Source organism: Desulfuromonas soudanensis (assembly GCF_001278055.1).
GTDB classification, from domain to species: Bacteria; Desulfobacterota; Desulfuromonadia; order Desulfuromonadales; family WTL; genus Deferrimonas; species Deferrimonas soudanensis.
Genome location: NZ_CP010802.1, coordinates 1,812,616 through 1,834,025, shown reverse-complemented (window position 1 = coordinate 1,834,025; position 21,410 = coordinate 1,812,616). Strand labels below are relative to the sequence as shown.

21 protein-coding genes are annotated in these 21,410 nt (G+C 58.1%); all 21 read right to left on the bottom strand.

The window, feature by feature from the left end; translation table 11 throughout:
• Positions 1 to 42: 42 nt before the first annotated feature.
• The 21 genes from DSOUD_RS17825 to DSOUD_RS08120 all read right to left on the bottom strand — a co-directional run bounded on the left by DSOUD_RS17825 (position 43) and on the right by DSOUD_RS08120 (position 21,349).
• On the bottom strand, positions 43 to 1,044 hold the full coding sequence (locus tag DSOUD_RS17825) for a CgeB family protein (protein WP_157671808.1): 1,002 nt from the start codon (positions 1,042 to 1,044) through the stop codon (positions 43 to 45).
• A 78-nt stretch (positions 1,045 to 1,122) separates the two neighbouring features.
• Positions 1,123 to 2,085 (bottom strand): glycosyltransferase, encoded by a 963-nt coding sequence (locus DSOUD_RS17820; protein WP_157671807.1) that lies wholly within the window; start codon positions 2,083 to 2,085, stop codon positions 1,123 to 1,125.
• 65 nt (positions 2,086 to 2,150) lie between these two features.
• On the bottom strand, positions 2,151 to 2,936 hold the full coding sequence (locus tag DSOUD_RS18430) for an acyl esterase (RefSeq protein ID WP_157671806.1): 786 nt from the start codon (positions 2,934 to 2,936) through the stop codon (positions 2,151 to 2,153).
• Positions 2,937 to 2,981: 45 nt separating this feature from the next.
• Complete coding sequence (locus tag DSOUD_RS08205) at positions 2,982 to 4,061, bottom strand: glycosyltransferase (protein ID WP_053550556.1); 1,080 nt, start codon at positions 4,059 to 4,061, stop codon at positions 2,982 to 2,984.
• On the bottom strand, positions 4,048 to 5,073 hold the full coding sequence (locus DSOUD_RS18425) for an ELM1/GtrOC1 family putative glycosyltransferase (RefSeq protein WP_157671805.1): 1,026 nt from the start codon (positions 5,071 to 5,073) through the stop codon (positions 4,048 to 4,050). Before DSOUD_RS18425 ends, DSOUD_RS08205 begins: the two co-directional genes overlap by 14 nt.
• Positions 5,057 to 5,872: a polysaccharide deacetylase family protein gene (locus DSOUD_RS08190; protein ID WP_053550553.1), complete on the bottom strand. Its 816-nt coding sequence runs from the start codon at positions 5,870 to 5,872 to the stop codon at positions 5,057 to 5,059. The genes DSOUD_RS18425 and DSOUD_RS08190 overlap by 17 nt, the downstream gene beginning before the upstream one ends.
• Positions 5,869 to 6,990 (bottom strand): glycosyltransferase family 4 protein, encoded by a 1,122-nt coding sequence (locus DSOUD_RS08185; protein ID WP_053550552.1) that lies wholly within the window; start codon positions 6,988 to 6,990, stop codon positions 5,869 to 5,871. Before DSOUD_RS08185 ends, DSOUD_RS08190 begins: the two co-directional genes overlap by 4 nt.
• Entirely contained in the window at positions 6,981 to 7,886 is a 906-nt protein-coding gene (locus tag DSOUD_RS08180) for an ELM1/GtrOC1 family putative glycosyltransferase (protein WP_053550551.1), read from the bottom strand. The genes DSOUD_RS08185 and DSOUD_RS08180 overlap by 10 nt, the downstream gene beginning before the upstream one ends.
• 39 nt (positions 7,887 to 7,925) lie before the next feature.
• Complete coding sequence (locus DSOUD_RS17815) at positions 7,926 to 8,093, bottom strand: Trm112 family protein (RefSeq protein WP_082351154.1); 168 nt, start codon at positions 8,091 to 8,093, stop codon at positions 7,926 to 7,928.
• Positions 8,068 to 9,165 (bottom strand): tetraacyldisaccharide 4'-kinase, encoded by a 1,098-nt coding sequence (gene lpxK / locus DSOUD_RS08175; protein ID WP_053550550.1) that lies wholly within the window; start codon positions 9,163 to 9,165, stop codon positions 8,068 to 8,070. Before lpxK ends, DSOUD_RS17815 begins: the two co-directional genes overlap by 26 nt.
• A 2-nt stretch (positions 9,166 to 9,167) precedes the next feature.
• Positions 9,168 to 10,460: a 3-deoxy-D-manno-octulosonic acid transferase gene (locus tag DSOUD_RS08170; RefSeq protein ID WP_053550549.1), complete on the bottom strand. Its 1,293-nt coding sequence runs from the start codon at positions 10,458 to 10,460 to the stop codon at positions 9,168 to 9,170.
• Positions 10,444 to 11,118 carry a lysophospholipid acyltransferase family protein gene (locus DSOUD_RS08165; protein WP_053550548.1) on the bottom strand — a complete coding sequence of 225 codons (675 nt, stop codon included), beginning with the start codon at positions 11,116 to 11,118 and terminating at the stop codon, positions 10,444 to 10,446. Before DSOUD_RS08165 ends, DSOUD_RS08170 begins: the two co-directional genes overlap by 17 nt.
• Positions 11,115 to 12,854, bottom strand: coding sequence for a lipid A export permease/ATP-binding protein MsbA (msbA, locus tag DSOUD_RS08160; protein ID WP_053550547.1), 1,740 nt, complete (start codon positions 12,852 to 12,854; stop codon positions 11,115 to 11,117). The genes DSOUD_RS08165 and msbA overlap by 4 nt, the downstream gene beginning before the upstream one ends.
• Positions 12,851 to 13,999: a lipid-A-disaccharide synthase gene (lpxB, locus tag DSOUD_RS08155; RefSeq protein ID WP_053550546.1), complete on the bottom strand. Its 1,149-nt coding sequence runs from the start codon at positions 13,997 to 13,999 to the stop codon at positions 12,851 to 12,853. Before lpxB ends, msbA begins: the two co-directional genes overlap by 4 nt.
• Positions 14,000 to 14,213: 214 nt before the next feature.
• Positions 14,214 to 14,984 carry an acyl-ACP--UDP-N-acetylglucosamine O-acyltransferase gene (gene lpxA, locus DSOUD_RS08150; RefSeq protein WP_053550545.1) on the bottom strand — a complete coding sequence of 257 codons (771 nt, stop codon included), beginning with the start codon at positions 14,982 to 14,984 and terminating at the stop codon, positions 14,214 to 14,216.
• A gap of 14 nt (positions 14,985 to 14,998) precedes the next feature.
• Positions 14,999 to 15,433: a 3-hydroxyacyl-ACP dehydratase FabZ gene (fabZ, locus tag DSOUD_RS08145; protein ID WP_053550544.1), complete on the bottom strand. Its 435-nt coding sequence runs from the start codon at positions 15,431 to 15,433 to the stop codon at positions 14,999 to 15,001.
• A 5-nt stretch (positions 15,434 to 15,438) separates the two neighbouring features.
• The gene (gene lpxD / locus DSOUD_RS08140) at positions 15,439 to 16,470 is read right to left on the bottom strand and encodes a UDP-3-O-(3-hydroxymyristoyl)glucosamine N-acyltransferase (RefSeq protein ID WP_053550543.1); all 1,032 of its coding nucleotides are present in this window, start codon (positions 16,468 to 16,470) and stop codon (positions 15,439 to 15,441) included.
• A 10-nt stretch (positions 16,471 to 16,480) separates the two neighbouring features.
• Positions 16,481 to 17,008, bottom strand: coding sequence for an OmpH/Skp family outer membrane protein (locus tag DSOUD_RS08135; RefSeq protein ID WP_053550542.1), 528 nt, complete (start codon positions 17,006 to 17,008; stop codon positions 16,481 to 16,483).
• 32 nt (positions 17,009 to 17,040) lie between these two features.
• Entirely contained in the window at positions 17,041 to 19,326 is a 2,286-nt protein-coding gene (gene bamA, locus DSOUD_RS08130; RefSeq protein ID WP_096335476.1) for an outer membrane protein assembly factor BamA, read from the bottom strand.
• Positions 19,327 to 19,415: 89 nt separating this feature from the next.
• The gene (locus DSOUD_RS08125; protein WP_279330729.1) at positions 19,416 to 20,081 is read right to left on the bottom strand and encodes an ABC transporter ATP-binding protein; all 666 of its coding nucleotides are present in this window, start codon (positions 20,079 to 20,081) and stop codon (positions 19,416 to 19,418) included.
• A 14-nt stretch (positions 20,082 to 20,095) separates the two neighbouring features.
• A complete protein-coding gene (locus DSOUD_RS08120) occupies positions 20,096 to 21,349 on the bottom strand; it encodes a lipoprotein-releasing ABC transporter permease subunit (protein ID WP_053550539.1) in 1,254 nt (417 codons plus the stop codon).
• Between the last annotated feature and the right edge of the window lie 61 nt (positions 21,350 to 21,410).

The following is a 21,410-nucleotide window of genomic DNA, read 5'->3' as shown; positions in this document are numbered from 1 at the left end:
ACCCTCCTCGTTGATCAATATATTCTTAAAACCGGCATACCATCATTCTCTTGCCTGAAAAAAATCAGACAAAATAGTCGCAATGCGGTGTTGGTAAAGATGCTCAGCCAGAACACGGCGGCGACCTGCTTTTGCTATGGCACGACATTCGGAATCGTCACGAATAATTCTTTCAACGGTATCGTTAAGCTCATCAACATCGCGATAAACAAGCAATTCCTTACCAATATCGAAACAATACTCGAGGTCACTTACAGCATCATTCAAAACGATACATCCAGAAGCTGCCGCATCAAAAGTTCGCATATTTAATCCATTGACCACGTTGTCACTGTTTTTAATATTCAAAACACAAATATGGCGGTTATAAATTTCATCAACTTTCTGAAGCGAGATTCGCTTTGCATGAATGTTATGAACAGAACTAGCCATTTGATCCCAACGATTACCTACAATTATCATCGGCCGGGACACCTGACGGAGAAGTTTTTCACGATTTGGGGCATAAGCACCTACAAATACCATGCGGGAATCTCTGTTCGCTTGATTTTTCAGTGAGTAAACCCTGGAATTGCATGCTAGTGGCAGATAACTGGTATTATTGATTCCAACTTCAGCGGCTTTTTTGACAAAATACGTATCAGTAAAATAGAATTTATCAATGCACTCCAAACGTGCCAAATTCTGAAAGTCAGACAAATCACCGATCCACCATGCAACAAAAGTGGATTTTTTTTTAGAATTTAAAACCTCAAAGATTTCAGGCGGAACATAAAAACAATCAACGATTAGCACCAAATCTGGTCTAAACGACTGCATGACAGCGTTAAATTGGTTGCCGACGAGGCGGTCAAACCATTGTCGATTAAATTTCTTTATGGCATTTTTCTTAAGACGGTCAACCAGTCCGAAATAATTCACAGAAAATGGACAAACTTCCACGTTTCGAAAATCAGCCATAGCATCCAATACATTTTCAAACCAATGTAAAATGCCACCCTTTTTCCCAAGGACTAATATGCGAATTTTTTGATCAGAAATCACAGCAATATCACCCAGCTAAAAGCAAAAAAGACAGGACAGGAATTTCACGTGGAAATGTATTTTTTATACAAATCATCTTTAGTACCGAAATACTCGAAAGTATAATTCCCCGCGAGACATCTTATGAGCAATTTTTTTTAATTTTTTAGGCTCGACATATTCATACAATAAAATCAATTCTTTCAATATCATATTGTATAATTTAAAATTAAAAAATGAACTTTTTGCATAAGTCAAATGTTTTACATAACGACAAACGATTTCAATACTATTTTCTTCATAAGAACCTATGTCCAAAATCCTTTTGAGAATGGAAAGTTTTTTTTGTGAATCTCTTCTGAATGCAAATAACTTAGAAACTTTACGCCTTGAGGAACGATCAGCTTTTTTTCTTATACTTGGATTATTTATTGAATTTGAATTATGCATTCGATGTTTAACTAATGCTTGATCAAGGAAACTTATACCTTCACCTAAGCAGGCCACAATACCCAACCACTGATCATACACAATCTCAATGGGGAATGGCACAGCAGTATTCAACAGCTTTCTCGTTACCAAAATATTATGCCCAGAAATCGTATTGGATTGAAGCAGATAAACAAGGGGCCTCCCTGCAATCGGTGGCACTCCATGAAACTCGAGTTCATCCTCGCAAAGAACACAGCCATGCTCGTCTATAATAACGGCATTACTGTACAGCAAACCGCTTCTCCCCAAATGATCAACCATAGTTTGAATCTTAACTCGATCCCAAACATCATCCTGGTCAGAAAATAATATTAAGTCTCCGGTGGAAAGCCGTGCCGCCTTTTCGAAATTCCCATTAATGCCCAGCCGAGATATATTCTGATATACCTTTAGTGTTTCTGGATATTTCTGTCGATAATCCTGAAGTATTTTATAGGTATTATCGGTCGACAAATCATCAACAACGATTATCTCATGGGGAACCAGTGTTTGGTTTAATATACTTTCAAGCTGTTCAATAAGAAACTTTTCACCATTAAAGGTTGTCATGACTACAGAAATACTATGCATAAAATAATCCATAAAAAATATAATACAAAAAAAGATGTTAAATAAAGTTTAAAAACCTTCCTATCTTAGGAAAATCTCCGTACAAAAGTTTTGACTAAAGTAAGAAATTTTTTCCGATTGAATATCGTGTTCAACATCTTTGAATCTGAAATATAAAACCGTGTAATCATTGTTTGGACAAACCTTGACCTTAGTGCAACTTGATATTTTTGAATGAGACAATACTTAATGCCGTAAAAACGTTCATCAACTGTTCCGGAACTAAGATGCTTCAAATGAAAATCGATGACATAACTTGTTCGCCCAAGGATATCGGCAATCAAACACAAGTCAGTTCCGTAGAGATGAAAACCACTCAAGTCATGGGATACAGCGAGATTTGCTGAATTTTTGACGAGGATGAAATTCTCATCAAGGCTGAAAACCTTTTCCGGAAAGCACCCGATCCTTAAATCTTGCGCGTAAGGATCAGAAATTCGTACCGCCTTGTGACCAAGATTTGCGGCTCCAGCATTACCAACCACCGCCCAAAGTGGATCAATCTCCTCAAGATCAGCCAATCGCCTTTCCAATACACTACGATCGTCAAAATCAAGCAGAACATCCTGATGGCAAATGATAATAAATTGACCACAAGCCCGGTTCAGAAAAAGGTTGAATCCAGAAAAGCCGTCAAATCTGTTTTCATTTGTGTTGTCAACAATCAGATATTCAGTGTCATCCTCCGTAAATCCAGCACGGACGAAACTATTAAACATTGCCTCGTATTGCTCGACATTGCTCACTAGCGTACAAATCGAAAAATGCTTACTCCAGTGAGTAACATCAATTTTGTATCGATCCAAATTCATCAAGGCCTCTTAAACATATCGCAGGTCATATAGTTGAAAGACAACTCATAATTCATGCAGGAGGCCAAATAAAGCTGACTTGATAGCATCCTTTGAGAAATACTGTTCATAACTCCTGCGGGCAGCACTGCCGAGCGCCGGAAGCTCTGCCCTGTGCTGACAGATCCGTTCCAAGGCAAGACTGATTCCCTGCGCGTCCCCGGGAGGCGACCAGAACAACCCCTGGTTTTCGTCCTGAAGCAGCGCCTCGGGATAGGCTCTGGAGGCCGCGGTCAGGACAGGCCGGCCGAGAGCCAGGGCCTGATAGACCTTGTTGGGGATGACCCGGAGTGCCTTGTCGCTGGAGCCGAAAATGCCGAGAAGAATATCGGCCTGGGCCAAACGCGCCGGGAGCTCCTGCAAGGGACGCCAGTTCTCGAAAGAGATATCCAGCTGCGGATTCGCGGCGCGAAGCTTGGCCACCCTCGCCTCGCAGGCGGCACGAAGGGGACCGTCCCCGAGGAGCCGCCAGCGCAGCGGAGGACCAGAATACAAGGCTGCAGCCTCGATAACAAGCTCTATGCCATGCAGGCCGATGAAGGTGCCGGAAAAAACCACCTCCAAGGGTCCATCGGTCATTCTGGTCGGCTGGGGCTTGAACAGTTCCTCTTCGGCGCCGACCGGCACGACCCGGATCCGGTCCCTTGGAAACCCCAGGACAGAAGAGAAATAATCCCTGTGTCCCTCCGTATCGGCGATCACCAGGTCAGCCAGAGAAAAGAGCTCACGCTCCCCGGCTAGCAGTCGGCGGCCCCTGATGGACTCGGCCGGAAATTTGCGCCGTTCACTGACCTGTTTGTCGTAGGCACTGATCAAGGGGTCAAAGACCAGGGGAATTTGCTGGCGCCGGGCATAGCGGTACGCCGCCCGCAGATCCCGGTGTCGAAAACAGGGGACCCAGACCAGGTCAGGCTTTTCCAGGCCGCACAGCGCCGCCTCGAAATCTGCCACGGCGGAAAGCCGCGGGACGAACCGGCGCACCCGATGGCCCAGGGAAGTAAATGCCGCTTCGATCACCCGGTTGCGCGGGTAGTCGGGACCGTAGTTTCCGTATCGTCCCCAGAAGAGCAGATCAAGCCCTGACATCGGATACGTCCTTTCCCTCGCCCAGCAGTCCGCGGACGCTCTGCCAGATCAGCTCCGGGACATCCGGATGCTGCCGGAAGACGGCCGCCGGAAGCTGTTTCAACTCTCCGAGGTCGGAGATTTCATGGCGGGTGATCAGATTGCTTCCGGCATACCCGTCGAGCGCCAGGGCATCGTTGCCTTCGGGCTGCGACTGCCGCGGCCTGAGAGTGACCACGGGGCGGCCGGAATAGATCGCCTCGGCGACCATGGTCAGACTGTCTTCGGTGACCAGAACCCCCCGACACCGGCCGAGGAACTCGCGGACGACCGGGCGCGGCGTCTGGCCGAAATAAACCGCCTCCTCGAGGGAATCCGGAGAGATCCTCGTCTGCAGCACCTTCTCGACCTCGCCGCCGGTGCGACGGGAGGTGGTCAGCAGCCAGCGGACGCCGAGATCCCGAGCGATCCGGTTCATCCCGTCGGCCAGCAGCTCCCAATCCGCCGTTGTGAAATGATAGCCTGCTCCGTCGCCGCCGATCAAGACCAGCCAGGGCGCCTCCGGACCTGCGAGCGGCATCTTTTCGGTCAGTTGGAGGGGAACCGGCGGAAGGGGGAGCACCACGTTATTGTCGCTCCCCTGGGGAGTGACGCTGAATATTCGGCTATAACAGCGCGCCGGATATTTTTTCAGGGTGCCGCTATAAAGATTCGGCACGGCAAAAATCTCTCCGAGCAGGGCGTTGGCCAGCAGGGTATTGCCCCCCGAGGAGACTATCAGGTCCGGCCTGCCGACGGGGAGCTCGATCCGGTAGACAACCTTGAGCAGACGCCGGGCGAGGTTTGCGGATATCGGCAGGAGGAACCGCAGCAGGCTCTTGAGGAAGCGGCGGCGGACTTCCAGGGTGATCTCGAACGTCCTGACGGGGCAAAAGCGGCCGATGGCTTCGGCGATCCCGCGGCTCTGGCTGAGATGGCCGGAGGCTCCGTCGCTGAGAAGCCAGAGAGTCCGGATTCTATTTATTCCAGCCACGCCGCCCCCCTCGCATGCGCAGGATGAAGGCCAGCAGGTTGTCCTTGCCGCTGATCTTGATCCGTTTGAGGAGAAACCGGCTGCACCCGGAAAAATCGTTCAGACCGGATTCGGTCGTCACCGCGCTGCTGTAACCCGCCTGTTCAACGAGTTTGTCGTCCCCCGCACGATAATAGCCGAAGGGATAGGCAAAACTTTCCACGGACACTCCGAACTTTTCTTCGAGCAGACGTTTCGACTCCGTCAATTCGACCAGCTTTTCCTCGTCTCCGAGGTTCAAAAAATTCGGATGGGTCAGGGTATGGGATCCGAGTTCCACCCGCCCGCTCCTGAGCATCTGCCGCACCTCCTCATCGGAGAGTTTCGCCTCGTTTTTCAGCTCGCCGCCTTCGTGATGCGCCTTCTTGGCCGTCGACCACTCCCGGTCCTGGCGATCGACCACCAGGTAAAGCGTCGCCTTGCAATTGTATTTCTCCAGCAGCGGCAGCGCCCGGTGAAGATTGTCGGCAAAACCGTCATCGAAAGTCAGGACCACGGCCTTCTCCGGGATAGCCTCTTCGGACTTCAGGAGTTCGGAAAGTGTCAGGGTAGTCCAGCCGTTGCGCACCAGCCAGGCGAGCTGCTGCTCGAAACGCCTTGGTGTGACCCGCAGGCCGTTGAAACGGGCTCCCGGCCGATGGGGCGCCACCATATGGTACATCAGGATGCGCGGCACCCGCGTCGAGATAGGTGGACGCCACCAGGCATAGCGCCAGGAGAACCAGAGTACGCCGAGCACCGGGAGAAGGAGCCAGTTCATCGTTTCTCCCTTCCCTCGGACGACAAGCGCCCCGCCGTCTCACGATAGACGACCAGGGTTTTGTCGACCATCTGCCCGAGACTGAAATGGGTGGCCACGAAGTCCCGCAGGCCGGGCCAGGAGCGGTCCAGCGTCGCCAGGATCTTATCCGCCAACCCGGGTGCATCTCCGGTATTAAAGAGAAAACCGGTCTTTGCCTCCAGGACGATATCGAGGATTCCCCCATGCCCCGTTGCCACCACCGGAACGCCCAGGGCCAGGGCCTCGGCGGCCGAGCGGCCGAAACTCTCGGGTTTTTTCGAGCTGGAGACCACGACACGGCTGAGAGCATAAATTTCCGCCACTTCGGTGCGGCTGCCGGTAAAGCGGAGATGATCGGCTAGGTCGAGTTCCGTCACCAACGTCTGCAAGCCGGCGAAATAGTCGCGCTTGTCCTCGCGCACCCCGCCGACGATCAGACCGAGAACTGCCGGCTGACGATCACGGATCAGACCGATGGCCCGGATGAAGGTCTCGTAATCCTTGAGCTGGGTGACCCGTCCGACCGCCGAAACGACGAGCCGTCCCTCGAGACCCTGTTCGCGGCTGAATGCCTCCATGAAGGCGCGGTCGAGGTTGTCCGGATCGAAGGCCTGAAGATCCACCCCGCGGGGGATGATCACCAGCCTGTCGTCGGGGACGGCGTAGTGTTTCTGAACATATTCCTTGATGGCGCTGCTGACGCAGATCACCCGGTCGCCATAGGTCATCACCCGGCTGTAGGGACTGACGCTGTTGAAGCCGTGCACCGTGGTGACGAAGGGGATTTTCAGGGAGCGGTTGGCCAGAACCGCAAGCCAGGCCGGAACGCGGCTGCGGGCATGGATCAGGTCGGGGCGAAGCTCTTTTAAAACCTGGCGCAGGGCCCGGATCCGCTTGAAGGCCGTCAGGGGGTTCTTCGAGGCGACGTCGAGAGGCACATGACGGCCGCCGTCGGCCTCGATGGTCCCGGCGAGCCGTCCGCCGGCGCTGATAACGAGGCTCTGGTGGCCGCGGACGACCAGTTCGCGGCTGAGTTCGACCACGCCGCGCTCGACCCCCCCTTCATTGAGTTCGGGGATAATCTGGACTATGCGCATGGGTGGACGTCCTTGAGGCGCTCGGCCACATCGATCTTGCGCCGGCAGGCGGCCACCTCTCCGTCAAAGAGATGGAGGGTTCCGAGTTCGGCGAGACGCGCGACCATGCGCGAGAACTTATTGTCCCGGTTTTTTGCCGGCAACGCCAGAATCTCCACTGCCGCCGCGCCGAAACTCACGGCCTCGCTGATCATCGACGTCGAGTCGCTGGTGATAAAGACATAGTCGCTGATCGCCAGGAAATCGGGGATCGGATTGACCGGATCCTGCGAATAGATAAAAGACCGGGTAAAGGGAAATTCTTTCAAGATCCGTTCCACCTCCGGGGGGGTGCGCCGGGAGGTGGTGACCAGGATGTCGTGCTCCGGAAAGAGACGGAAGATCTCCTCCAGCCGGGCACGCATGAAAGGAGCTTCCAGGGAAAACTGCTTGCTGTTGCCGCCGATGATGAGCGAGACGTAGCGCCTCCCCGGTTCCCCCCGGAAGACGCCACCGGGGACCACCCGGCAGAGGTTGATCGGCAGGGTAAGTATGTTGGCTCGCAGGGGTGGCCGGTCGTGCTCCTGGGCGACGATCAGGGAAAAGTCGTAGCGGTACCCCCGGGGGAGCATGATGGCAACCGACTTGCACCCCAGGCACCTGGCCAGGGTCTTGTTGGCATAATAGGTCTCCGAACCGGCGGAAACCACGGCGCAGTAGTCACCCAGCAGAAGGGGGGCAACAAAGAGAGCCGGGACGTACCAGCCCAGGCGGTCGCAGAGATAGGAGAGGGCTTTGGACAGACGGCTGCGGAACGCCACCTCGGCGACCTCGTAGTCGAGGTGCAGATGGCCGGCAAAGGCCAGGGACTGATTGAAATGTCCGGGCTTGTTGTCGCTGAGGATCAGCACTTTCATGAAGCGCCCCGTAGTCGCAAAAATAGGTCGAATGGGAATCTACAGGCGCTGGGCCTCATCGATGAGCATCACCGGAATGCCGTCGCGCACCGGATAGGCCAGGCGACAGGCTTCGCAGATCAGCGCCGACTCATCGGCGTTGACATGCACCTCCCCCTTGCACTGAGGACAGGCAAGAATTTCAAGGAGTTCTGCGGAGATGGCCATGATTTCCTCCCTTTTCGATTAACATTTCCATTACCCTGTCCACCCCGCCCTCCTCGACGAATTCGAGGATCAGGGGTACTTCGTAGCAGGGAACGGCAAAGGATTGTCCCGCCAGCTTGACGCCGTCCTTCTCGGTGGTGATCAGGTAGTCGGCCCCAAGGGCCGCCTCGCGAATCGTCCGGAGCTCCTCCGGGCCGTAGCCGGCATGATCGGCAAAGGCCAGGGTCTGCAGCAGCTCGAGCCCCTCGCTCCTGAGCCCGGCAAAAAAGGCCTCAGGATCGGCGATGCCCGCAAAGGCCACCCCCTTTTCCCCCTCCAGCGCGGCAAGCGTCCGGCGCTCGCCGCCGTCGAGAGCAACGGCCTCGGCGGAAAGCCTGTGGCGGGCGTGGAGCCTGGGACCCGGCAGGTCGAGAGAAGGAAGGACTTCTGCGGTCCGGGTAAGAATAAAGATATCTGCCCGACCCAGGCCCGACGGGAACTCCCGGAGGAGGCCGGCGGGGAGAGGCCAGCCGTTGCCGAAGGGGGCGCGAGCATCCAGGAGAACGATGTCGAGATCCCGCGCCACTCCCAGGTGCTGGAAACCGTCATCGAGGATGATCAGTTCGGCGCCCAGGCGATCCACCGCCCAAGCCACACCCAAGGCGCGCTTCCGGGCGACCAAAATCAGTGCCCGGGGGTTGCGCCGGGCCAGCAGGTACGGCTCGTCACCGCAGACGGCGGGATCGAGAAGGGGACCCTCTCCGTCGCAGACCACTGCGACACCGGCGACCCCGGCCCCGCCATAGCCGCGGCTCACCACGGCGACGCGGATTCCCCGTTCCCGACAGTCCTTGAGCAGGGCATCGACGAACGGCGTTTTCCCGGTGCCGCCGGCGGCCAGATTCCCCACGGAGACCACCGGCACCGAGGCACGATTGATCTGAAGGACGCCCTGCCGGTAGAATAAGACCCGAATCAGCCCGAGGATACCATAGATCAGCCCCAGGGGTAAAAGGAGGGTAAAGATGAGCCACTGCCAGAATTTAGATGGTCCCTGAAGGGCGAGGCGACGATGAAAAGCGACCAGCCCCATTCCTAGGACTCCAGCAGGCGCCGCAGAGTGGCCAGGGTCCGATCGGTGGCGCCGGCATTCTCCAGCAACAAACCGTTTCCCCCCTCCCCCAGCGACTGCCGCAGGACGGGATCTTCGATGAGGCGGCGCACCGCCTCAGCAAGCGCTGGTGCGTCAGCGACCTGAATCCCTCCCTGGGCCGCCAGGACCAGCCGAGAAATCTCCTTAAAGTTGTGCATGTAAGGACCGAATATCACCGGCTTTTTGAGGAGAGAAGCTTCGAGAATATTGTGGCCGCCGACGGAAACCAGACTGCCGCCGACGAAGACCAGATCAGAGACGGCGTAAAACTTCATCAGCTCGCCGATAGTGTCGACCAGCAGCACCTCGCCGGCCCTCAGCGGCTCCCCTCCCCCGTCGATGGCGCTGCGCAGCGTGCATGGCACTCCCCGGTTTGCCAGATCCTCGGCGAGGGCACGGCAACGTTCAGGATGACGGGGAACCAGGACGAGGACGAAATTGACCCCGGCGGACACCAGATCCCGGTAAACCTGGAGCACGATCTCCTCCTCGCCGGGATGGGTGCTTCCGGCGACCCAGACCGGAAGGTCTGCCGGGAGGCGATAGGTTTCCTTGAGTGCGGCAACGGAGGCGACGTCGGGGACAGGGGCCTGCATGTCGAATTTGAGGTTGTGCGTCACCTCGATCCGCTCTGCCGGAGCTCCCATCAAGGCGATGCGCTCGCCGTCGAGTGCCGTCTGCATGCAGAAGGCGGAAAAATCCTGGAGGATCGGCTGAAAGAGGGGGCGCAGGGCCCGGTAACGGGGGAAGGAACGGTCGGAGATCCGCCCGTTGACCAGGGCGATGGGGATGGCCTGGCGCCGGGCCTCGCGAATAAAATTAGGCCAGATTTCCGTTTCGACGATGACGATCAGCGCCGGGTTGACCCGGCGCAGGACGCGCCGCACCACCCAGGAAAGATCGTAGGGAAAGTAGAGGGAGAGGTCGGTTTCGCCAATCCCCCGGGCGATCTGCTGGCCGGTCTCGGTGACGTTGGAAATGATCAGGGCCGCCTCGGGCCAGGTTTTTCTCAGAGCCTTGATCAGGGGGATCGCCGCCCTCGTCTCTCCGACGGAGACGGCGTGAATCCAGATCACCCGTTTCCCCTGCAGCGGCGCCAGGCGCCCGGCGGAATAAATGCCGAGGCGCTCGCGAATCCCGCGGCGGACCTTCCCGTGGAAGGCTCCCCTGACCAGATAATAGGGGATCAGCACCAGGGTCAATGCCAGGAGGATCAGATCATACAGCAGATACACCGTGGTCCTCCAGACGCGTGGCGGCTTTGACGTTGTTGGCTTGCATCGCCTCGCTGAGGCGAAAGCGGAAGGCTTCGGGCTCCTCCCCCCTGGCAAAAGTCACCGCCTCGCCGAAGGCGTAGACTCCGCGGCCGAAGGGATAGGGGAAGAGAAACCGGTCCCAGGAGGCGAAACGATGACCCCGGCTGCAGGCAAAGGCCATGGGAATCACCGGCCGACCGGTAAGGCGCGCCAGATGGACGACGCCGTCCTTGATCTGATGACGCGGTCCTTTCGGACCGTCGGGGGTGATGACCAGATCGAACGGCTCGGCGCCGAGAGCGACCAGAGCCTTGAAGGCCGCCTTCCCTCCCCGGTGAGAGGAGCCGCGCACCGCCCCCTGGCCGAAATGTCCCATGGTCCGGGCAATCAATTCGCCGTCCTTGGAGGCGCTGATGAGGATCTTCGACCCCGGCCCCCGATACCCCAACGCCATGAGGAGGAGCTGATCGTGCCAGAAGGCGAGGATGACGTGCTCCCCCCTCTCCCAGGAGGCACGGAGAACCTCCTCGTCGAGAAATTCGATGCGTGTAAAAAAGTGCAGCAGACGGATGATCCCCGCGGCAAGCGCAGGGGCCAGGCCCAGGATCAGTCGATCGATCAGGGGCTTGATTCTCATGGCTGATCCTGAAACTGCAATTCGTAGAGCCTCTGGTAGAGACCGCTGTTTTTCAGCAGTTCCTGGTGGGTTCCGACCTCGCGAACCCGACCGTTTTCGAGCACCACGATCTTGTTGGCGTTCATGATCGTCGACAGACGGTGGGCGATGACAAAGGTGGTGCGATTGCGCATCAGGTTGGTCAGCGCCTTCTGCACCATGGCCTCGCTCTCGGTATCGAGGGCGCTGGTGGCTTCATCGAGAATCAGGATCGGGGCATTGCGCAGCAGGGCCCGGGCGATACAGATCCGCTGCCGCTGCCCTCCGGAAAGGCGCAGGCCGCGGTTGCCGATGGAGGTCTCGAAACCCTCGGGGAGGACGGCAATGAACTCGTCGGCGTAGGCCAGACGCGCAGCCTCCTGCACCTCTTCATCGCTGGCGTCAAAACGGCCGTAGCGGATGTTGTTGCCGATGGTGTCGTTGAAGAGAAAGGTCTCCTGATCGACCAGGGCGATGTTCGACTTGAGGCTTTCCAGGGTGACATCGCGGATGTCGACGCCGTCGATGCACACCCTCCCCTGCTGGGGATCGTAGAAGCGGGTCAGGAGTCCGGCAATGGTCGATTTGCCGGCGCCGCTCGGACCGACCAGCGCCACAACCTCGCCGACGGCGGAGCGGACGGAGAAGTCCTTGAGAACCGGTTCGGTGTCATAGGCAAAGAAGACGTTTTCGAAGGAAACCTCGCCGCGGACCGGTCCCAGAGGCCGGGCGCCGGGACGATCGACGATCTCCGGATTCTCCTCCAGAACCTCGAAAACCCGCTCCGCCGCTCCGACGGCCTGCTGAATGACGTTGTTGACCCGGGTCAGGCGCTTGACGGGGGTGTACATCATCAGAATCGCCGCCATCACCGAAAAGAGCTCCCCCTGGGTCATGGCCCCGGACATCACGCGCTGCATGCCGTACCAGACTACGGCGGCGACGCCGAAGGAGGCGAGGATTTCAATGATCGGGGTCGAGGCGCAATCGTATTTGATGACCTTGCGGTAAAAGTGATAAAAACGGAGATTTTCCCTCTCGAACCGCTCAATCTCGCGATCCTCGGTCCCGAAGGCCTTGATGACCTTGATTCCGGAAAAGGTCTGCTCGAGAACCGTGGTCAGAATCCCCATCGCCCCCTGCCCTCTCTTGGAGTAGCTCTTGATCTTGCGCCCGACCTGGTAGAGAGGAATACCGGCGACAGGAAGGACGATGAAGGCCATCCCCGCCATCTTCCAGTCGCTGTAGAAGGCGACGCCGATCAGCGCGATCAAGGTCACCCCTTCCCGCAGGATGCCGACCAGAACCTCGGAGACCGAGGCCTGCATGACGCCGACGTCGTTGAGAATCCGCGACATCAAAACCCCCGAGGAGGTCTTGCCGAAAAAACGCATCGACAGACCGACGGAGTGGCTGTAGAGGTTGTTGCGGATGCGCTGCATGACCAGCTGGCCGCAGGTCTTGATGAAGTATTCCTGGATGAAGCGCGACATCCCCTTGAAAGAGGAAAGACCGATGATGATGAGCGGCACCAGCCGGGCGAGGTCGGTATCCCGGGCCACGATGAGCCGGTCGATGAAGGGCTGCACCATTTTGGCGGTGGCGGCGTCGGTCCCGGCGACGCCGAGAGAGGCGATCATCGACAGGGCGATGCGCCCCTTGTAGGGACGCACATACTCGAGAATGCGACGGTAGGTCTGAACGGCGTTTTGACTCATGAGGAACGTTTCCTTCGCACCAGGCCGCGGCTCATTTCGCTGGCCATGGTCGCCACCCGCTCGGAACAGCCGGGTGCGCCGATTTTTTCCTGAATCAGGGCCAGTCCACGGCGGATTTTGGCATTATAGTCCCCGTCATCGAGGATTTGCAGGATCTCGGCGGCCAGCGCCGCCGGGGTCGCCTCCTCCTGGATGAATTCCTTGACGACCCGCTTGCCGGCGACGATGTTGGCCAGCCCGACATTCTCGACCTTGACCAGACGCCGGCCGATGGCGTAGGTCAGGGGGGCCATCTTGTAGAGAATGGCCATCGGCGTCCCCACCAGCGCGGTCTGCAGGGTCACCGTCCCCGAGACGCAGAGAACGGCGTCGCAGGCGTTGGCGGTATCGTAGAGGCTGTCGTGGATCAGGGTCACGGGGAGGGACCGCTCGGCCAGTTTCGCCTCGAAGAGCGCATCGGAAAGGGAAGAGGCGACGGGGAGAAGAAAGCGGGTCCGGGGCTTGGCCTGCAGGATCGCCTCTGCGGCGTCAAGGATGGTCTCGAGAATGAAACGAACCTCGTTGCGGCGGCTGCCGGGAAAGAGCCCGACGACCGGATCCGACGGATCGATGCCGAGGCGGCGGAGAAAGTCGTCGCGGCCGACAACCACCTCGGCCTCATCGACCAGGGGGTTTCCCACATATTCGACCTCGATATCCTCCCCACGGTAGTAGTCCGGCTCAAAGGGGAGTATGGCCGCCAGGCGATCGACGACGCGGGCGATCTTTTTCACCCGCCCCCGGCGCCAGGCCCAGACCTGGGGGCTGACATAGTGCAGAACCGGGATACCGGCTTTCTTAGCCTCTTTTGCCAGGCGCAGGTTGAAGTCGGGGAAATCGATGGTGATCAGCAGATCGGGACGCCCGGTCCCGTGGAGGATCCCCTTGAGGCGCTGAAAGGCCCGGTAAATCACGGGAAAGTGGCCGATGACTTCCACCAGACCCATGACCGACAGTTCTTCCCCGGGGATCAGGATTTCGCACCCGGCCTCGGCCATGCACCGCCCTCCAACGCCGAAAAAGGAGAGGTCCGGATCGAGCTTTCGGGCGGCGCGGATCAGGTTGCCGCCATGGAGATCCCCGGAAGCCTCGCCGGTGACGATCATCGCCCGGCGGGGGCCTTGTTTCAGGGGGATCCTTGCGGTTTCCGTTCGGCTGTCCTCAGATGTAGCGCTGTTCAATCTGCACTCCTTGCCGAAAACGGCAGACGCAGTTCGTTTAAGACCTGTTTTTCAGAAACCAAAAGCGAGGTTTGCCATTGGCCCACCTCGCCTCCCCGCACCCCCGGGACGCCGCAGCGCTCCGCAGCCGATCGGCGTCTCAGCGAGCGATTCCCCGCTGGCTGTTCTTGATGAATTCGACGAAATGGTCCAGTTCCGGGCTCGGCTCGAGTTCGGCGGCGATTTGTGCCAGCGCCTCCGCCTGCCCAAGACCCGAGCGGAATATCAGCCGGTACGCCTTTTTAATGCCGCGAACGGCTCCCTCGGAGAAACCGCGGCGCTTGAGTCCCACCAGATTGAGTCCCACCGTCTTGGCCCGATCCCCCTGGGCGATGGTGTAGGGGGGGATATCCTGGTTGACCATCGAGCCGCCGCTGATCATGGTATGAGCGCCGATCCGGGAAAACTGGTGAACGGCAGAGAGGCCGCCGAGGATGGCGTGATCATCGACTTCCACATGTCCGGCCAGGGTGGCGCCGTTGGCAAGAATGACGTGATTTCCGAGGCGGCAATCATGGGCGACGTGGGAATAGGCCATGAACAGGTTGTCGCTGCCGATGATCGTCTCCCCGCCGCCGTCTTCCGTCCCGCGGTGCAGGGTGACGAATTCGCGGACCATGTTGCGGTCGCCGATTTTCAGATAGGAGACCTCGCCGTGGAACTTGAGATCCTGGGGAGCGGCACCGATGGAGGCGAATTGGAAGATCCGGTTGTCGCGACCGATTTCCGTCCACCCTTCAATGACGGAATGGGGGCCGACCGTGGTTCCGGCGCCGATGACGACATGTTCGCCGATGACGACGTAGGGGCCGATCTCAACGGACGGATCGATTCGGGCTCCATCATGAACGATTGCGGTTGGATGTATCATCTCGTCAAAAAATCCTATTTGGCGGCAAAGGTGGCTTTGAGATCGGCTTCGGCAACAAGGGTATCGTCGACAAAAGCCTTCCCCTTGAAGCAGTAGAGACCCCGCCGGCAGTTGGTCAATTCCAGCTCGATGCGCAACACATCCCCGGGAACCACCGGCTTGCGGAAGCGGGCATTGTCGATCCCGGCGAAATAGGTAACGCGCCCGTCATCGATCTTGTCGGTCACCATGGCGAATACTCCGCCGACCTGGGCCATCGCTTCGATGATCAACACCCCGGGCATCACCGGGTGGCCGGGAAAATGCCCCTGGAAAAAAGGCTCGTTGATGGTGACGTTCTTGATCCCCACCACCCGTTTGCCCACCTCGAGTTCGACAATACGGTCGACGAGAAGAAAGGGAAAGCGATGGGGGAGTATTTTCATTATTTCCTGAGTATTCAGAACCATGTCTGTTACCTCTCCCGAATAAGCATTTCAAGTTCTGCAAGCTGGCGCTTCATGCGGTTCATTTCCTTGCGCATCTCCGGCAGGCGGCCGAAGGTCAGGGAGGCCTTCACCCAGTCCTTGTGCGGAATCACCGGCGATCCGGAGAGGACCTGGTTCCCTTCCAGGTTCCCGGCGACACCACCCTGGGCGCCGATGGTGACATTGTCGCCGATTCTGATGTGCCCGGCCAGACCCGCCTGTCCGCCGAAGGTGCAATGCCGACCGATCCTGGTGCTGCCGGCGATCCCCACTTGGCCGCAGAGGATGTTGTCTTCGCCGACCACGACGTTGTGGGCGATATGGACCAGGTTGTCGATCTTGGTCCCGCGTCCGACGAGCGTGACACCGAGGGCGGCGCGGTCGATGCACGATCCCGAACCGATCTCCACGTCATCTTCGACCACGACGATCCCCACCTGGGGAATCTTGAAATAGCCGCTGCCGTCGGGGGCAAAGCCGAAGCCGTCGCAGCCGATCACCACCGAGGGCTGGATGATGACCCGATCTCCGAGACGGCACTCCTCGCGGATCACCACTCCGGCATGAATCAGGCAGTCGGCGCCGATGGCGACCCGGTCGTAGACAATGACGCCGGGATAGAGGATGGTTCCGTCGCCGATGGAGACGTCCTCGCCGACCACGCACCCGGGATGGACCGTCACCCCCCTGCCGAGGCGGGCCGTAGGGTGGACCAAGGCGCCAGCCAGGATCCCCTGGGGTTCCGGTCGACGGACCTGCAGGAAAGTGAGGATCTTGGCGAAGGCCAGGTAGGGATTGGGGCAGACGATCAGGGGAAAGCCCTGCAGCTCGACGCCGGGGGCGACGATGACCGCAGAGGCCCTGCACTGAGCTATCCCCTTCAAATACTTGGGATTGGAGACAAAGGTGATGTCCCCGGGACCGGCCGTATCGAGAGTCGCCAGGCGCTCGATACGGCATTCGCCGTCGCCGACGACGGTGCCGCCGACCAGTGCGGCAAGTTCCTTCAGTGTTGCCACGGGTTCCCCCTTACTTGCCGGCTTTCTTGTACTGCGCGTCGTAGGCCTTGATGACCTTCTCGGTGAGATCGATGCGCTCATCGGAATAGAGAATGAAGTTTTCGGCCTGCTCGAGAATCAGCGTGTAGCCTTCGCTCTTTCCCATCGTCTTGATGATCGTCTCGAGCTCGGCGAGGATCTGGCGGATATAGTCAGCCTCTTTCTGCTGCAGCTCTTCCTGAATGTCCTTGGTGAAACGCTGCCATTCCTTGACCTTTTGCTGATAGTCCCGTTCCTTGGCCGCCCGGGCCTCCTCGGAGAGAACCAGGGACTGCTTCTCCAGTTCATCCTTGAGCTTTTTGAGATCCTTCTGCCGCGCCTCGAGAGGCGCATCGTATTCCTGGGCTTCCGCCCCCATCTTGGCCTTGGCGCTCTTGCCGGCTTCGGAAAGGGTGAGAGCCTTCTGCAGATCGATGTAGCCGATCTTGAGTTCGGCCGACATCGCCGGCAGAGCCGAACACACCAGGATTGCCAGGACCAGTCCGATAAGTCGCTTCATTTTTATCTCCTTGTCTGATGAGAAGTGTCGTTTTAAAAGAATCGGCCGATGGAAAACTCGAACTGACTGCGGTCCTCGCCGTCCATCGGATCGAGATTATATCCCCATTCCAGCCGCAGCGGCCCCATGGGGCTGAACCAGCGGATCCCCCCGCCGACGCTGGTGCGCACACTTTCAAAAAAATCCTCGTCCTCGCTCCAGGCGTTGCCGGCATCGAAGAAGAGCAGCCCCTTCAGGCCCATGTCCTTGAGAAGGGGAAAGGTGTACTCGAGGTTGAAGATTGCCTTTTTGTCGCCGCCGATATACTCGTAATCGCTGACGGTGGTTGCCACCCCGGTCACCGGGTCCACAACCCCCGAGGTGCGCAAAACCCGCGGACCGACCTCGCGGGATTTGAAGCCGCGCAGGGTGTTGATGCCGCCAAGAAAGAAGCGTTCGTCGACGGGGATCTCCTCCCCCTGCATCCCCTGGACAAAACCGACCTGGCCGTGGGCGGAGATGACCGTCCCCCACATCAGGGGGTAGAAATGCCGGTAATCGGCGATGTATTTGGCGAATTTTTGCGTCCCGCCGAGACCGGCATACTCGACGGACAGCTCGGAAACGGCTCCGCGGGTCGGGTCGAGGTGATAGTCGGTGGTGTTGCGGGTCAGGATGGCGGTGAGGGAAGAGAGGGTCGAGGTCCCGGCCTGATCCTCGTAGATCGACCCCGCCACAACATCGAGGATTTCCTTTTCTTCATAGCGATAAACGAGGAGGGAACGCAGGTTGTCGGAGAGGGGGTAGCCGAGTTTGAGATCGCCACCGGTCGCCTTGCGGGTAAATTCGTTCCACTCCCGCGTCGTCTTGTAAATATCGAAGCCGAGGGTCAGTTTCCTGTCGAGGAAATAGGGGTCGGTGATTCCGAGCTGGTAGGTATTGCTGGTGCCGCCGTAGGAACCGGAGAGGTTGAGTTTCAACGCCCGACCGAGAAAGTTTTCCTGGGACACCGATCCCTGACCGATGAAATGGTCGACGGAGGAGTAGCCGAAACCGATGCTGAAGGTCCCCGTGGCCTTCTCCTTGACGGCGACGTCGACATCCATTTGTTCGGCATCGGCCCCCTTGGCCGTGGTGACATTCACTTCTTCGAAGAATCCGAGGTTGTTCACCCGCGCCCGGCTCGTTTTCATCTTGGTACTGCTGTAGAGATCCCCCTCGGCCAGCTTCATCTCCCGGCGGATGACCTTGTCGCGGGTCCGGGTGTTGCCGCTGATCCGGATGCGGCCGATGGTGACCTGAACGCCCTGTTCGATATCGAACATCAGGTTGATGCGCCGCCGCTCCAGATCGAGATCGGTCAAAGGCGAGACGTTGACGTAAGCGTAGCCCTGATCGGCATAGAGATCGTTGATGGCGAAGACATCTTCGCGCAGGCCCTTGCGGCTGAAGACATCCCCTTCCTTGAGTTTGACAAGGGAGAGGATGTCTTCCTTCCCCTTGATCAGGTCGCCCCGCACATCGACGGTGCCGACGCGGAACTGCTCCCCCTCTTCGATCTCGATGAGGATGTCGAGGAATTTTTTAGCCGGGTCCATGATCACCCGCGGTTCCTTGACCTTCACCTGCACGTAGCCGACGTTGTAATACTGATCGGCGATGATCTCGAGATCGGTTTGCAGCACCTGTTCCCGGTAAGCCCCCCGACCGGTCATCCAGGATAGGAACCAGCGCTCTTTGGTCTCCATGACCTTGCGCAGCTCACGGTCCGCGAAGATCGTATTGCCGGAAAAACGAATATTGCGGATGAGGATTTTATCCCCTTCGGCGACGGTGAATAAAATGTTGGCTTCGTTGCGGTCGTTGACATCGACGCGGGGGGTGATCTCCGCGGCGTAATATCCCTCCTCGATGTAGGCCTCCTTGATGGCCCTGATCGACTTTTCGACGGCACGGGGGTGATAGATCTCGGGCGTGCGGATGCTGATCAATGTCTTGAGCTTGGCTTCGTCGAACTCCTTGTTCCCGGAGAATTCGACTTTTCTCACCAGGGGACGCTCGGTCACCCGATAGATGAGGACCTTCTTGCCGTTGCGTTCTTCGAGGTCGGCCTGAACATCCTGAAAGCGTCCGAGTTCGAAGATGGCGCGAATGTCCCGGTCAATCGCTTCGGCGGAAACGCCCTCCCCTTTTTCCACCTTGACGACGGTCAGGATCGCCTTCGATTCCACCCGGCGGTTCCCCTCGACGACGACCTCGTCGACGGAATACGTCTGGGCCAGAGCGGCGCCCGGCACGAGGAGCAACAACAGAACTAAGAGCAGGGCCCATTTGGACATGCAGATCATAACTCCTTGGAAACACCCTGCCAAAGTCGGGCATTATAAAAAAATACCCCAGGGGTGTAAATCAAAAACTAGTACTAGTACTAGGCCCGGACCAGGCCGTCTTCCATGTGCACGATGCGATCCATGCGCCCGGCCAGCGTTTCGCTGTGGGTGACGATGACCATGGTCAGACCGCGGCTCTGGTGAAGATCATTGAGAAGACGGAATATTTCGTCGGCGGTACGGCTATCGAGGTTCCCCGTCGGCTCATCGGCCAGAAGGAGCTGAGGGGACATCACAAGGGCCCGGGCGATGGCCACGCGCTGCTGCTCGCCGCCGGAGAGTTGCCCCGGCTTGTGGTGGAGGCGATGGCCGAGACCGACCTCCCGGAGAAGCGCCTCGGCCATGGGACTCGCCTCCCGGTGCGTCTTTCGTGCCACCAGGGCCGGCATCATCACGTTTTCGAGGGCGGTGAATTCGGGGAGGAGCTGGTTGAACTGAAAGACGAAACCGACCGTACCGTTGCGAAAGGCGTCGAGAACTGCCCCCTTCAGGGAGGAAATATTGGTTCCCTGGTAGCTGACCGATCCGGAGGTCGGGCGATCGAGGGCACCGATGATGTGCATGAAGGTCGTCTTGCCGGCGCCGGAGGAGCCGACTACGGCAATCCGCTCTCCCTGCTCGATGCGCAGATCGACTCCACGCAGGACCTCGACCCGTCCCTGGCCGATACCGAAACTTTTTGTCAATCCGACTATTTCAATCACGCGAGCACCTCGAATCAGTCATAGCGCAGAGCCTCGGCGGGATCCATCCGCGCCGCCCGCCAGGCCGGGTAGATGGTGGCGAGAAGGGAAATGGTCAGCGCCACCGCCACCACCGCCACCACATCGCCGGGATTGACCACCGAGGGAAAACGGTCCATGCCGTAGACGGCCTGATCGAAGATCCTGATACCGAGCATGCGCTCGAGCCCCTTGATAATCGGATCGGCATTCTTGGCAAAGAGGAGGCCGAGGCTCGTTCCGAGGCTGGTCCCGAGGACGCCGATGATCAACCCCTCGAGAACGAAGATCTTCATCACGCTCTTCGAGGTGGCCCCAATCGCCTTCAATATGGCGATGTCCTTATGTTTTTCCATGACAACCATGATCAGGGTGGTGGCGATATTGAACGCGGCCACCAAAACGATGATCCCCAAAACGATGAACAGGCCGAGTTTCTCCAGCTTGAGCGCCGAGAGAAAGGAGCCGAACATATCCTCCCAGGAACGGACCACATAGGGGTAGCCGAACGCCTGCCGGAGCTCCGAGGCCACCTGATTGGCATGGTCGAAGGAGTCGACCTCGATTTCAATCCCCGTGGCCTGGTTTTCGGCGTCGAAGAAGTGCTGCGCCTGCCCCAGGGAGATATAGCCGAAGTAGGTATCGAGAAAACCGCCGCGCTGGCTGAAAATCCCCACCACCCGAAAGGGCTTCATTTTCGGGATCATCCCGAAGGGGGTGATGTTGAACATCGGCGGGATGACGTTGACCGACTCGCCCACGGCAATACCGAGGGAGGTGGCGGTGTCGAGTCCGATAATGATTCCGGGCATGGTCGCCGCCGTATCGAAGAGGAGTTCCTGCACATCGCGATCTTCCTGGGTCAGAAATTTCTGCCTGAAGATCTTGTTCCCCTGCTCGATCCCCTTGACGTTGACCGCGGCGACATTGCGCTTCGAAAGGAGCATGGCTTCCTTGGAGACGAAGGGAGTGGCGGCTGTGACATGGGGAGAGGACGACAGGGCTTTTTCCACCGCCTTGGGGTAGTCGGAGATCTCTGTGCCCTGCTTCTGGATCAGAACATGGGGGATATTGCCGAGGATCTGCTGCCGGACCCCGTCGTGAAAACCGGTCATGACCGCCAGGACGACGATCAGGGCGGCCACCCCGAGAGTTACGCCGGCGATGGAGATAAAGGATATGACGGAAATAAAGGTCTGCTTGCGCTTGGCTCGCAGGTAGCGCAGGCTGACAAACCATTCGTAGGACATAGAACCTCAAGGGCGCAAGGGCGGTGAGGGGTGTTCCAAAACCGGTGACGGGTGAGGTTTT